This is a genomic window from Kribbella capetownensis, assembly GCF_004331485.1.
Classification (GTDB): Bacteria; Actinomycetota; Actinomycetes; order Propionibacteriales; family Kribbellaceae; genus Kribbella; species Kribbella capetownensis.
This window is the reverse complement of the sequence record NZ_SJKD01000018.1, coordinates 1-12,960: the sequence shown is the minus strand read 5'-3', so window position 1 is coordinate 12,960 and position 12,960 is coordinate 1. Positions and strand designations below refer to the sequence as shown.

Sequence of the window (12,960 nt, the reverse complement as noted above, 5' to 3'; positions counted from 1 at the left end):
GTCAGTTGTCCTTCGTCTGTACGGCCGGCGGCGCTACGCCGTTCTTGGCGTCCATGGCGCCGTACTGCCCTGCCTTCCCGGTCGCCTGCTCGGCCAGCGCGAAGACGACAGTCATCCGCCCGGAGGGGATGTCGGCCACGTCCACGGAGGAAACGATCTTGGTGGCCTCGGAGTCACTCCGCAAGGCCTTGAGCAGGCCACCGTTCTGCGCGGTCTCCGGCGTACCGGCCACCACGACCCCGCCACTGGCCTGGTCGAGGCCGGTGATGAAGTCGACGGCATCGCTGTACGACGAGTTGTCCGGGGCCGGGGTCGGCGGCTTCGCGGCGACCACGACGATCAGGCTGGCCCGGTCCTTGATCTGCGCCGGCTTCAGCGACAACAGCTTGGCGCCGGTCAGGCCGCTGATGATCTTGGTGGAGTCGGCGTCGGCGGGCATGCCCTCTTCCTTCGCCGCGACACCACGCGCCAGGATCAGCCCGGCCCGCTCGTACGTCGTACTGTCCGGCGGGAACGGGTTGTCCGCGGTCACCAGATCGGTGACGAGCGGCTCGACCAGCTGACGCTGACCGGGGTCGAACAGCTTGGCGTCCAGCGCGACCCGGGTGGTCACCTGGCCGCCGGCCTGCTCCAGCTCGTCCTGCAGCCCGTTGGTCAGGTCGCCGTCGGCGCCCGGCATGGTGACGACCACGATCCGCTTGCCGTCCAGCTTGCCGTCGGTGAGCCCGGCGGTGACCTTGGCGACGTAGTCGTCGCGGTACTTGTCCAGCGCCTTCACCTGGACCAGCTCGGCCCGCGCGTCGGCGAGCTGCTGGCGGTCCTTCTCGGCCTGGCTCTGGACGAGCTCGCTGCCGGTGCCCTTCAGCGGTCCGGCACCCAGCACCACACCGGCGCCCAGGGCGAAGAAGATCGCCACGATCGAGACGATGTGGTAGCGAAAGTCGATCACGTGAACAGCTCCCGGATCCAGTAGACGAAGTCGCTCCAGCGCGCCCGCAGGATCGACCACAGCACGTCGTCGGCGCCGATGGCGACCAACGCCATGCCCAGCGCGAACAGGCCGGCCACAGCCAGCGCGACCACCTGCAGCGTCGAGACCCGGCTGCGGTACAGCCGGCCGACGCCCTTGGCATCCACCAGCTTGGCACCCACCCGCAACCGGGTGATGAAGGTGCTCGCCATGCCGGAGCGGCCCTTGTCGAGGAACTCCACCAGGGAGTTGTGGGTGCCGACCGCGACGATCAGCGACGCACCCTTGGAATCGGCCAGCAGCATCGCGACGTCCTCGCTGGTGCCGGTGGCCGGGAACTCGATCGAGTCGACGCCGAGCCGCTCGAGCCGCTCCGAACCGGGTGCCCGGCCGTCGCGGTACGCGTGCACGACGACCTCGGCGCCGCTCTTCAGCGTTTCGTCCTTGACCGAGTCCATGTCGCCGACGATCAAGTCCGGGACGTAGCCGTTCTCGACCAGAGCGTCGGCGCCGCCGTCGACGCCGATCAGGACTGGCCGGTACTCGCGGATGTACGGCCGCAGCGCGACCAGGTCCTCGCGGTAGTCGTACCCGCGGACCACGATCAGCACGTGCCGGCCGTCCATCGGCGTGTGGATCTCGGGTACGCCGACGCCGTCGAGGAGCAGATCGCGCTCGCGGCGCAGGTACTCCAGGGTGTTGGCAGTGAACGCCTCCAGCTGGGTCGACAGGCCCGACCGGGCGTCGTCCATCAGCTCCGCGACCGACTGGCTGTCCTGCGTGACACCCTTCGCGACGACTTCCTCGGCGCGGTACAGGCAGCCCTCGTTCAGCCGGACCCGCTCGCCCTCGTGCAGGACAGAGAACACCTCGCGGCCGACCCCGTCCACCAGCGGGATGCCGGCCTCGACGAGGATCTCCGGACCGAGGTTCGGGTAGCGGCCGCTGATCGAGTCGGCGACGTTCACGACGGCGGCGACCCGGCAGTCGACCAGCGCCTCGGCGCTGACCCGGTCCAGATCGACATGGTCGATGACGGCGATCTCGCCCGGCTTGAGCCGTTTGGTGAGATTCTTGGTACGGCGATCGAGCCGGACCACACCGGCGATACCGGGCAGTTCAGTGGGTCGTGCTCTCCGCAGGCTGGGCAGTTTCATCGCGCTCTCATCCTGCCATGTCAAGAGCCCCTACCCAGGCCATTTACCCGGGCGGGGCCCCCTTCACGCACTGAATTAACGGTGACTGTGCGTCAAATCATCCTTTGGAACGATTCTTCTTGCGCGGTTTGTGCCGTTCGGCGGCGAGCGCGAGCAATTCTTCGGCGTGCGCTTGCGCGGCGTCGGAATTCTCCAGGCCGGCCATCATCCGGGAGAGTTCCTTCAGCCGCGCGTCCTCGTCCAGCGCGACCAGACCACTCGTGGTGACCGAGCCGTCGTCGCTCTTCAGCACCACAGCGTGACGGTCCGCGAACGCGGCCACCTGCGGCAGGTGTGTTACCACGATCACCTGCGCCTTCTCCGCCAGCCGGGCCAGCCGCTTGCCGACCTCGACCGCGGCCCGGCCACCGATGCCCGCGTCGATCTCGTCGAACACCAGCGTCGGCACCGGATGGGTGTCGGACAGGATCACCTCGAGCGCGAGCATCACGCGGGACAACTCACCACCGGACGCGGCCTTCTGCAGCGGGCGGGCCGGGCTGCCCGGGTTCGCCGCGAAGCAGAACTCGACCTCGTCGATGCCGAACGGCCCGGCCGTGGTCTCGTGCACCTCGACCGAGAGCTTCGCGTGCGGCATCGCCAGTCCGGTCAGCTCCTCGGACACTGCGACACCCAGCCGCTCGGCCGCCTCGATCCGGGCTTCCCGCATTTGCCGGCCGAGCTCCGCGAGTTTGGCGTCCAGCTCGGACAGCTCGCCGGTCAGAAGCTCGACGCGCTCGTCGCTGCCGTCCAGCTCGGCCAACCTGGATGCGGATCGCTTGGTCCACTCGAGCACTTCGTCCACAGTGCCCTGCTCAGCGCCGTACTTGCGGACCAGACTCGTCAGCAACGCCCGCCGCTCGCTCACCACCGCCAGCCGTGCCGGATCGGTGTCCACATCGGCGGCGTACGACGAGAGCTCGCCGGCCAGATCGGCTGCCAGGTAACCGAGCTCACCGGCCCGGTCCGCGAGATCCGCGAGCTTCTGGTCGTGCTCGCGTTCCGCGTCCAGCACCTGCTTGGTGAGGGCCAGCAGCCCGAGTACGTCGTTCGGCCGGGTGGAGTCCTGGTCCGCTTCGGAGGCGAGTGCATCGGCTGCCGTGGTGGCCGCCGTACGCAGGCCATCGGCGTACGCCAGACGGTCCTCCTCGGCGGCGAGCTCGGTGTCCTCGCCCGGCAGCGGCTCGGCCTTGGCGACCTCGTCGAGACCGAAGCGCAGCAGGTCCGCCTCGGCCAGGCGATCACGCTGGCGTGTGGTCAGCTCGGTCAGCTCCGCCTCGACCTGACGGTGGCGTTTGTAGGCAGCGACGTACTCCTGCAGGGGCACGAGCAACGGCTTGCCGGCGAAGGTGTCCAGGGTCTCACGCTGCCGTGCAGGCTGCAGCAGCCGCCATTGGTCCGCCTGGCCGTGGATCGCGACCAGGTCACCGGACACCTCGCCCAGCACGGACACCGGTACGGAGGCACCACCGAGGAACGCACGGGAGCGGCCCTCGGCGGACAGCTCGCGAGCGATCAGCAACTCGTCGTCATCCAGCTCGCCGCCGCGGTCCTCGGCCTGCTGGACAATCGACTTCGGCACAGCACTGGCCCGGCCCTCGACCCGTGCGCGACGGGTCCCGTGCCGCACCAGGCCGCTGTCCGCTCGGCCGCCGAGCAGCATGTTCACGCCGGTCACGACCATCGTCTTGCCGGCACCGGTCTCGCCGGTCACCGCGGTGAAGCCCGGATCGAGGTCCAGCGTGGCGTCCTCGATCACGCCCAGCCCGGTGATGCGGATCTCAGAGAGCATCAGGTCTCCTGTTGGCTGTTGCTGCCGTTGCCGTTGTCGCTGCTGTTGCTGATGGTGCTGTCGTTGGTGTTGCCGCTGGTGTTGGTGTTGCCGTTGCGTTTGCGCTCGGCGGCGCCGCGCCAGCCGAGCACCGGGAGGTCGAACTTCGCCACCAGCCGGTCGGTGAACGGCGCCTCGTGCGCCCGGGCCAGCCGGACCGGGGTCTTGCCGCGCCGGACCTCGATCTCGGCGCCCGGTGGCACCTCGACCATCCGGCGGCCGTCGCACCACAGCACGCCGCGACCGTGCCAGGACGGGACCAGCTCGATCGACAGGCGAGATGTCGGCGCCACCACGATCGGCCGGGAGAACAGTGCGTGCGCGCTCAGCGGCACCATCAGGATCGCCTCGACCTCAGGCCAGACGATCGGACCGCCGGCGGAGAACGCGTACGCCGTACTGCCGGTGGGTGTCGCCACCACGACGCCGTCGCAACCCCACCGCGACAGCGGGCGGTCGTCCACCTCCACCAGCACCTCGAGCATCTTCTCGCGGGCCGCCTTCTCGATACTCGCCTCGTTCAGCGCCCAGGTGTCGAAGATCAGCTCGCCGGCCAGCCGCACCTCGACGGCCAGCGTCATCCGCTCCTCGACCGTGTAGCTGCGGTCGACCACCACCTGGACGATCCGCTCCAGGTCGTCCACCTCGGCCTCGGCCAGGAACCCGACATGGCCCAGGTTCACGCCGAGCACCGGCGTACCGTGCGGGCGGGCCAGCTCGGCACCGCGCAGGATCGAGCCGTCGCCGCCGAGCACCATGATCAGCTCGACGTCGAGCGCAGCCTTCTCGTGGTCGTCGACCACCTCGGCCGGCTCGAGCTTCAGCGCCTCGGCCTCGTCGCCGAGCAGGCGGACCTGCAGACCGGCGCCGGTCAGCAGCCGGTGCGCCGCCCGGGCCACCTCGACCGCCTGTTCCCGGCCGGTGTGCGTCACCACCAGCACGCGCCGCGGCTCGTGCTCTACCACCCTGCCTCCTTCACTGCGGACCGCGCTCGATGGCGGTCTGGAGCATCGTCTCATCGAGAGGCGGTGCATTCCGGCGTATCCACAGGAAGTATTCGACATTTCCTGACGGACCAGGCAACGGGCTGGCGGCCACTGCCTGAATACCCCAGCCGAGTTCGGCGGCCTTCGCCGCGACGCCCCGGACCGCGTCCGCGCGCAACTCCGGGTCCCGGACCACGCCGCCCTTGCCGAGCCGCTCCTTGCCGACCTCGAACTGCGGCTTCACCATCAGCATCAGGTCGCCGTCCGGCGTCACCACCCCGATCAGCGCGGGCAGGACGAGCGTGAGCGAGATGAAGCTGAGGTCGCTGACGACGAGATCAACCGGTTCACCACCGATATCGTCGAGGGTGAGCGTGCGGACGTTGGTCCGGTCCATCACCGTGACCCGCTCGTCGGTCTGCAACGACCACACCAGTTGGCCGTACCCGACATCGACGGCGATCACGTGCGCCGCCTCGTTGCGCAGCAGTACGTCGGTGAATCCGCCGGTGGACGCGCCCGCGTCGAGACACCGGCGGCCCTTCACCTGAACGGCGCTGAAGGCCTCCAGTGCGCCGACCAGTTTGTGTGCGCCACGGCTCGCGTACCCGGGGTCGTCGGTCTCCGAGGTGTCGACGACGATCGGCGCGTCGGCACCGACACCGGTCGCGGGCTTGGAGGCGACGGTGCCGGACACCTTCACCCTGCCGGCCGCGATCAGCTCACTCGCGTGCTCCCGGGACCGCGCCAGGCCGCGCCGTACCAGCTCGGCGTCCAGCCGGGATCGCTTGACTCCTTTGGCCACTCAGACCTTCCGGTCAGCCACGGTCGCCGTGCTCGGCATCCGCTTCCACCAAGGCAGTCTGCAGTCGCTCGTGCAGGTCGGCGTACACGTCGGCATGTTCGTCCACGGGCCGCTCGCGCAACTCGTCCAACCGGCCCATCACCTCGTCCACCAACGGATGCCCCGCCTCACCTTCGTGCTCCTCAGCCTCGGCCTGGTGCTCGGGTTCGGCTTGGTCTTCGGGCTCGGCTTGGTGCTCGGGTCCGGTTTGGTGCTCGGGTTCGGCGGATTCGGCTTCGTAGGGGTGCTCGTACTCCTGCCCAGGCTCACGCGCGAACTCGGGCCCGAACTCCACCTCGGCCGGATCCACATGCGCCGGCTCGTCGCCAGTCGGTTCGCCTGGCGCCTCGGCGTACTCGTCGCCGGATCCCTCGCCGGACTCGAAGCTTTGTGAGCCGGGCTCGGCGTCGTAATCGGGGGCGGCCGGCGCCTCCTCGGCCGGGCTGGGCTCGAACCCGGGCTCGACGTCGGGGTCGACGTCCGGCGGGAACTGCTCGCCAGGATGCTCGGTCACGTCACGCCTTCTTCGCCGTCTTCTTGGCCGCCGCCTTCTTCGCGGCAGCCTTCTTCGCAGCCTTCTTCGCCGCGGCCTTCTTGGCCGGATGCTTCGGTGCGTGTGCGTCGACATCGGCGGCCGGGTGGGCTGCACGCTCCTCGGCGAGCTCCTGCTCCAGCCTCTGCACCCGGCGGGTCAGCCCTGCGACCTCCTCCGAGCGGACGAACCCGAGCCGCGCCACCGCGCCCTCGACCTCGTTCGACACGATCGCCTGCAGCAGCTGACGGTTGCTCTTGCTGGTGGCAACGATCTCGTCGGTCAGCTCGCTCACCTTGCTGGTCAGCCCGGTCGTCAGCGTGTCCGCGCCGGTCTGCTGCAACAGCGCCTTCGCCGCCGCCTGGGCTCTCTGCCTGGTGACCTCGGTCAGTCCGCTCGCCAGTTGTACGTAGCCGCGCAGTGCGTCCAGAACCATGACTGCCTCCTCGCTTCGTCCCAGCAACGGTATCGCCTCCCCACCCGAACACCACCCAGCCACCGCCCTTGAGCGGTTTAGCGCCTCAGGATTCCAGGCCCACGCGGTGGAGCGCGGCGTCGATGGCGATCGAGTCGGGGGTCGGGGCGGGCTTGGGCAGCGGCCGGCGACTGCGGCCGGCAGCCTTGGCCGTCTTGGCGGCCGGCTTCGGCGGCGCGTCGACCGCAGCCCACACCGCGGACAGGATCGCCCGCAGGCCGTCGTACGGCGCCCCCTCGCCCTTCACCGACACGGCGTTGTTCACAACCTCGGCGGTCCAGCCCTCACAGGTGTGCTTGCCACCCTCGATCGTCACGCCCGGCTGCTTCTCCGCCAACGCACTCAGGTCGGGCGCGATGTACGTCGGACGCTGGTTCTTCGGCGCGCGAGCCAAGTCGTGCGGGTCATTCACACCGGTCGCAACCCACAGGCTCGCGATGCCGACCGCGTGCGCGCCCGCGATATCCGAGTCCAGCCGGTCCCCGATCATCAACGGCCGCTTCGCCTCGAGCCGCTCGATGCTCGTCTCCAGCAGCGGCGGCTCCGGCTTGCCGGCCACGATCGGGTCCACGCCGACGGCGGCCCGGATCGCCTGCACCAGCGTGCCGTTGCCCGGCGCCATCCCGGCCGCGGTCGGGATGGTCAGGTCGAGGTTGGTCGCGTACCACTTCGCGCCCTCGTTGATCGCGTGCGCGCCGTCCGCGAGCATCACCCAGTTCACCTCCGGGTGGAACCCTTGGACGACGGCCACCGGGTGCGAGTCGCTGCTCCGGACCGGGTTCATCCCGTACTCCTCCAGCGCGGAGTACAGCCCTTCTCCGCCGACCACGAGGACGGGCGATCCCTGCGGGAAGTCGTTCGCGACCAGCTTCGCCGCCGCCTGCGCGGACGTGACGACGTCGTCCGCGATCACCTCCAGGCCGAACGATGCGAGGTGCTCGGCAACGACCCGCGCCGGCCGGCTCGCGTTGTTGGTGATGTACCCGATCCGCATGCCCTCCTTGGAGGCCTTGCGCAGGTTCTCGGGCGCGTCCGGCACCGGGTCCGGCCCGACGTACACGACACCGTCCAGGTCGAGCAGCGCCACGTCGTACCGGCTGGCGAGCGGTTCGTCACACGCCGACAGCGGCGCGGGTGCATTTCGTTCCGCGCTCATGCTTCCCGCCGTACGATGCCGCCCATGCCGGATTCGAGGAGGAGCGTGCTGCGACTCGACCCACTGCGGGCGTGGCGGTTCGTGGCCGGGAAGGTGAGTGCGCTCGGCGCGGTCACCTCGCCGCCGTACGACGTACTCGAACCCGCCATCGTCCGGCGGCTGACTGACTCTGATCTGCACAACATGGTGAGGCTCATCCTTCCACGCGATCCGGAGCTCGGTTCCGGCCGGTACGACGAGCCCGCACGACGGCTGGCCGGTTGGCAAGATGCCGGCGTGGTTGTGCAGGACCCGCGGCCCGCGCTCTACGTGTACGAGCAGCAACTCGGCAGTGCCGTGCTCTGCGGCCTGGTCGGGTCCCTCAGCCTGGATCCGGCCCGCCGAGTGGTGCTACCCCATGAGGATGTGATGCCGCACTGGGTCGACGACCGCCTCAAGCTGATGGAGGCGACGGACGCCGACCTGGAGCCCATCCTGCTCGCGTACGCCGACGGAGGCGCGGCCAGCGACGCTGTCGACGCGGCACGGGCCGGAGAGCCGTGGGTCGAGGCGGAGACGCAGAACGGCACCGCCCTGCACCGCATCTGGCGCATCGAGGACCCAGCTGTGCTGGCAACCATCTCCGACGAACTGTCGAAGCACGAGGCGCTCATTGCCGACGGCCACCACCGCTATGCGGCGTACCTGGAACGGCAGAAGCGTGAGCCTGGCCGGCAGGGGACGTCGGTCGGTCTGGCCATGCTCGTCGACCACAGCCGGCACCCGCTCACGTTGGACCCGATCCACCGCGTCATACCGGGGCTGGACCTGGCCACGGTCGGCTCGCGTACGCCGGCCGGCTGGCAGGTGCTGCCTGGACGTGTGGAGGGTGTGCCAGACCGGATCGCGGTGACGGACGGGTCCAGCTGGGTGACAGTACGGTCGACGGCTGGGCAGGAGGCTCCGACAGTCTCGATGCTGCACGGAGAGCTGCTGCCGGCGTGGGGCGTCATCGAGGAAGACATCACCTTCCACCACGCCCTTGCCGACGCTCTGGCGCTCGCTGGCCCTCACCAGGCGGCTGTAGAGCTCACAGCGCCCCGAATGGACCAGGTACTACGCTCCGCCGCGCAAGGCGTCGTCATGCCCCAAAAAGCAACCTCATTCGGCCCCAAGCCACGCGTCGGCCTCCTGTTCCGCACGCTGTAACCGCCTAGCGCCGCCTGAGGGGCTAGGGCCGGTGGTAGAGGCTCAGGAACTCTTCGCGCAGGGGTTTGCGGGCGGCGCGTTGGCGCTCTGTGAGTCGGCCGAGGGTGAACGAGAGCTCTGGGTCGTCCTGGGCAGCCGCATCCGCTGCCATCGCGGTCAGAGCGTCTGCGGCGGCACAGTGGTCCTGGTGCTGGCCCAGCAACTCCTGGTACTTCGCAGCCTGGGCCGCGGTCGCCTTCGCCTCATCCCCCAGCACAGCTGCACTGGTGTCAGCGGCGTACCGGACTCTCTTGGCCAACAGACGTACCTCATGCCAGTCGTCGTCAACCGTCCATGGCTTCAGCTTGTCGGCTTCCTGAGTGAACGTCTCGTTGGCCGCGGCCAGCAGCTCCGGTAGGACCTCGCCGCAGGGCTTGCTCGCCTCCGGCTTCAGTTCGGGAGCGGCCGCGACCACCTCGAGGGTCTGCAACAGTTCCGCCGTACTCTCACCAGTCACCACCTCAGCCGACCGCTTGGCAGCCCGATCCAGCCCCAGAGTCAGCGTCGTCAGGATCGTCTCGACGTGCTCCTCGTCGTCCTCGCTGTTCGCGGTCTCACGAACCAGCGCCGCGATCACCTCGAGATCGCGCGCCTCCCCACACGCGTTAGCCAACGCAGACAGGTCGCTCCGCAGCTTCGTCGACCAGTCCCCCGCCAGCAACTTCCGGAACAGCTTCAGATCACTGCGCAACCGCCGGCACGAGACCCGCACCTGATGGATGGCGTCATCCTCGCCCTTCTCCACCATCAAAACCGCCCCCTGCAACCGCGCAGCCCCCTTGGTGAGCGCATTCCCCACCAACACCCCCACCGGAGCCTCAGCACTCAAGCCCCCACCCCAACCACCCAAGTTGTCACCCATTACCCCATTCTCCCGACCCCCACCAACAAGGAGAACCTCCCCACCCCCACGTCTTCCCCCTCAACCCCCAACACCCGCCTCACCCCAACCACCCTGCTCGCGGCCGTGCCGCTCCCACCACGACCCAAACGGGCAGCACGCCACGCTCCCGTCCAGCGCGCCTTCACCACCGCCCGGCCAGGCGCAGCGCTATCAAGGCGCCGTGCCGCTCCCGACCCACCCCGCAAACGCGTGCAGCACATCACGATCCAGCGCGCGCCGTGTACGCCTTCATCACCGCCGGCCAGCCGCCGGGCTGTCTCGCAGCCGTGTTGGCCCTACCACCGCTCGAACGCGTGTAGCGCGGCCGCGCCACATTCCAGCGCCTGCCGTGCCGCTCCCCCACCACCGCGTGGGCGCCGGTCGGCGGCTACGCGGTTAGTTCTCCGGCTTGTCGGGTGTTTCGGTGTCGGCCGGCTCGTCTGCCAGCTCCGCCTCGTCGACGGGCTTGTCGTCCACGAGCTCGGCCTCGTCGGCAGCGCCAGCTTCGTCCGCCAGCTCCGGCTCGGATTCGTCCATGAGCTCGGATTCGTCGGTCAGGTCGGCTTCGTCCGTGAGCTCCGGTTCGTCTGTGGGCTCGGGTTCGGCTGATTGGTCGGAGTCAGCGGGCTGCTGTTCGAAGTCGTCGTCTTCTTCGTCTAGGTCGGTGAACTCTAGGCCTTCTAGTTGGGCGGCTCGTTCGGCGGCGCCGGTGGAGCCGTCGGCGTCGGCTGCGGCGGCTCGGTGGAACCACTCGAGGGCGTCTTCGGTGCGGCCGGCTGCTTCGAGGGCGTCGGCGTACGCGTAGCGCAGTCGCGGCAACCACTCGGCGCGCGTGCGCTTCGTGAGTTCCGGCACCTCGAGGGTCTGGATCGCGGCCGCGAGTTGCTTCATGTCGCGGCGCGCACCGGCGGCCACGATCAGCAGCTCCATCTGCGTGGCCTCCGAGACGTCGTGGACGTGCTTGTCCCGCGTCAGCGCGAGCGCCTTGTCCGGCCGCCCGAGCGCCCGCTCGCAGTCGGCCATCATCGCGAGAACCTCGTGGTTCCCGGTCATCCGCCGTACTGCCCGGAACTCGGTCAGCGCCTCGTCGTAGTGCTCAGCCAGGTACGCCGTGATTGCCACAGCCTCCCGTACGCCGCCCAGCCGCGCGGCCAACCGCCGTGCGGTACGGGCGTGCTTGTACGCGAGCTCGGGGTCGTCATCGAGGAGCCGCCCGGACGCCACCAGGTGCTGTGCGACGAGGTCGGCGAGGCTCCGCGGCAACGACCGCAGCTCCGCCTTCACACCGCGGTCGAGCTCGGCTCCGGTGATCCCTTCCGGAATCGCTGGGTCGTCCCGACGCGGGCCGGCCTTCTCCTCTCCACGGTCGTCCCTGCGGAAACCGCCGCGGCGATCATCCCGCCCGTCCCGCTGCGAACCACCGCGGCCGCGCGAGTCACCCCCACGCTCATCTCGCCGAAACGCGCCACGCTCGCCACGAGCCGGCGCGCCGCCACGAGCACCGCTCCGCCCAGACCTGTCGTCAGACCGCGACCCTCCACGCTCATCACGCCGGAATCCGCCCCGGTCGCCAGCCGAAGACCGGTCAGCTCCACGGAAGCCACCTCGGTCGCCAGAGCCGGAACGGTCGTCCCGCCGGGCACCGCCACGGTCGTCGCGTCCGGACCGGTCGTCCCTCCGGTAGCCACCGCGGTCGTCACCGCCACGCTCATCACGGCGATAGCCACCGCGATCGCCACCGCCGGGACGCTCATCACGCCGGAACCCCTGGTCGTCGCGCCGACCGCCACCACGCTCATCACGGCGGTAACCACCACGATCCGAGCCGCCTGAACGGTCATCCCCGCGATACCCACCGCGGTCCCCGCCCCCGGAACGGTCGTCACGGCGATAGCCGCCGCGGTCGCCTGACCCGGAACGCTCGTCTCGCTGGAAGCCACCACGGTCGTCGCGCCCAGCGCGGTCGTCCCGTCGGTAGCCCCCACGGTCGCCGCCAGCACGATCATCCCGTCGGTAGCCGCCGCGATCGTCACCACCACGGTCGTCGCGGCGATAGCCGCCGCGGTCGCCGGAGCCTGACCTGTCGTCGCGGCGGTAGCCACCACGATCACCGGACCGCTCGTTACGGTCGTCTCGACGGGGACCACCACGGCCACCGCCGGCACTACGGCCCGCACCGCCTCGATCGTCTCTGTTGTAGCCACCAGAGCGGTCGTCTCGACCGGAGCCGCGTCCACCGCCGCCCTGACCGGACAACTGACCACCGAACGGATCCCGCTCACCCTTGTCATCGCCACGTCCGCCGGCAAAACCCCGCCGGTTCTCGGAACGTGCGTCATCACGATCCCCGTCCCGGTAAGACCCACCAGAACGCGAACCGCCACGCGGCCCACCGGCCCGCGGTCCGTCACCACGACTCGAGGCTCCCCGGTAGCCACCAGAGGAACGCGACCCACCAGAGCTACCGGAACCGCCAGTCCCGCCGGCGCGCCCGCCGCCCGAAGAGCGAGGGCCACCAGAGCCGGAACGGCCCGAACCGAACCCAGAACGACCGGAACCGGAGTCCGAACGCCCACCACCGGCACGGCCGGAACGGCCGCTGCCTCCGGAGGAACCGCGACGGTCCCCTGAACCGGAGTGAGGATTGCGAGGTGGCGTCGCCACGGTGACTCCTAACGATGCTGAAGTGCAGTAATCGGACAAACGTACCGCCACCTACAACGATCAGCCCCATCGAGGGCTTCCCTGCAGGCGGCTCGCGTGCCGAAGTTGTCCGGACATATGTTAAGGGCCACCCCTTTGTGGGGTGGCCCTTAACAGTGTGAATGTCCGGCGGCGTCCTACTCTCCCACGACCTCCC

General features: G+C 69.6%; 12 protein-coding genes. 1 reads left to right on the top strand and 11 read right to left on the bottom strand.

Going from position 1 to position 12,960, the window contains the following annotated elements; genetic code table 11:
• Nucleotide 1: 1 nt before the first annotated feature.
• The 8 genes from E0H75_RS41750 to E0H75_RS41715 all read right to left on the bottom strand — a co-directional run bounded on the left by E0H75_RS41750 (nt 2) and on the right by E0H75_RS41715 (nt 7,990).
• On the bottom strand, nt 2-949 hold the full coding sequence (locus E0H75_RS41750) for a copper transporter (protein ID WP_131519278.1): 948 nt from the start codon (nt 947-949) through the stop codon (nt 2-4).
• Nucleotides 946-2,127, bottom strand: a complete 1,182-nt coding sequence (steA, locus tag E0H75_RS41745; protein ID WP_131519277.1) for a putative cytokinetic ring protein SteA — start codon at nt 2,125-2,127, stop codon at nt 946-948. The genes E0H75_RS41750 and steA overlap by 4 nt, the downstream gene beginning before the upstream one ends.
• 97 nt (nt 2,128-2,224) lie before the next feature.
• The gene (recN, locus tag E0H75_RS41740; RefSeq protein ID WP_131519276.1) at nt 2,225-3,958 is read right to left on the bottom strand and encodes a DNA repair protein RecN; all 1,734 of its coding nucleotides are present in this window, start codon (nt 3,956-3,958) and stop codon (nt 2,225-2,227) included.
• Entirely contained in the window at nt 3,958-4,962 is a 1,005-nt protein-coding gene (locus tag E0H75_RS41735) for an NAD kinase (protein ID WP_238163587.1), read from the bottom strand. Before E0H75_RS41735 ends, recN begins: the two co-directional genes overlap by 1 nt.
• Before the next feature lie 10 nt (nt 4,963-4,972).
• Entirely contained in the window at nt 4,973-5,788 is an 816-nt protein-coding gene (locus E0H75_RS41730) for a TlyA family RNA methyltransferase (RefSeq protein ID WP_131519274.1), read from the bottom strand.
• Between the two features lie 13 nt (nt 5,789-5,801).
• Entirely contained in the window at nt 5,802-6,341 is a 540-nt protein-coding gene (locus E0H75_RS41725) for a hypothetical protein (protein ID WP_131519273.1), read from the bottom strand.
• A gap of 1 nt (nt 6,342) precedes the next feature.
• Entirely contained in the window at nt 6,343-6,795 is a 453-nt protein-coding gene (locus E0H75_RS41720) for a polyhydroxyalkanoate synthesis protein PhaF (RefSeq protein WP_131519272.1), read from the bottom strand.
• Between the two features lie 85 nt (nt 6,796-6,880).
• The gene (locus E0H75_RS41715) at nt 6,881-7,990 is read right to left on the bottom strand and encodes an HAD-IIA family hydrolase (protein WP_131519271.1); all 1,110 of its coding nucleotides are present in this window, start codon (nt 7,988-7,990) and stop codon (nt 6,881-6,883) included.
• A 24-nt stretch (nt 7,991-8,014) separates the two neighbouring features.
• Between E0H75_RS41715 and E0H75_RS41710 the strand changes: the two genes are divergently transcribed.
• Nucleotides 8,015-9,178, top strand: a complete 1,164-nt coding sequence (locus E0H75_RS41710; protein WP_131519270.1) for a DUF1015 domain-containing protein — start codon at nt 8,015-8,017, stop codon at nt 9,176-9,178.
• Between the two features lie 22 nt (nt 9,179-9,200).
• Here E0H75_RS41710 and E0H75_RS41705 read toward each other — a convergent pair whose 3' ends face one another.
• The 3 genes from E0H75_RS41705 to E0H75_RS41695 all read right to left on the bottom strand — a co-directional run bounded on the left by E0H75_RS41705 (nt 9,201) and on the right by E0H75_RS41695 (nt 12,685).
• Nucleotides 9,201-10,046 carry a CHAD domain-containing protein gene (locus E0H75_RS41705; RefSeq protein WP_165554464.1) on the bottom strand — a complete coding sequence of 282 codons (846 nt, stop codon included), beginning with the start codon at nt 10,044-10,046 and terminating at the stop codon, nt 9,201-9,203.
• Nucleotides 10,047-10,496: 450 nt separating this feature from the next.
• Nucleotides 10,497-11,384 (bottom strand): hypothetical protein, encoded by an 888-nt coding sequence (locus E0H75_RS41700; RefSeq protein WP_238163586.1) that lies wholly within the window; start codon nt 11,382-11,384, stop codon nt 10,497-10,499.
• Entirely contained in the window at nt 11,381-12,685 is a 1,305-nt protein-coding gene (locus E0H75_RS41695) for a hypothetical protein (protein WP_131519268.1), read from the bottom strand. The genes E0H75_RS41700 and E0H75_RS41695 overlap by 4 nt, the downstream gene beginning before the upstream one ends.
• Between the last annotated feature and the right edge of the window lie 275 nt (nt 12,686-12,960).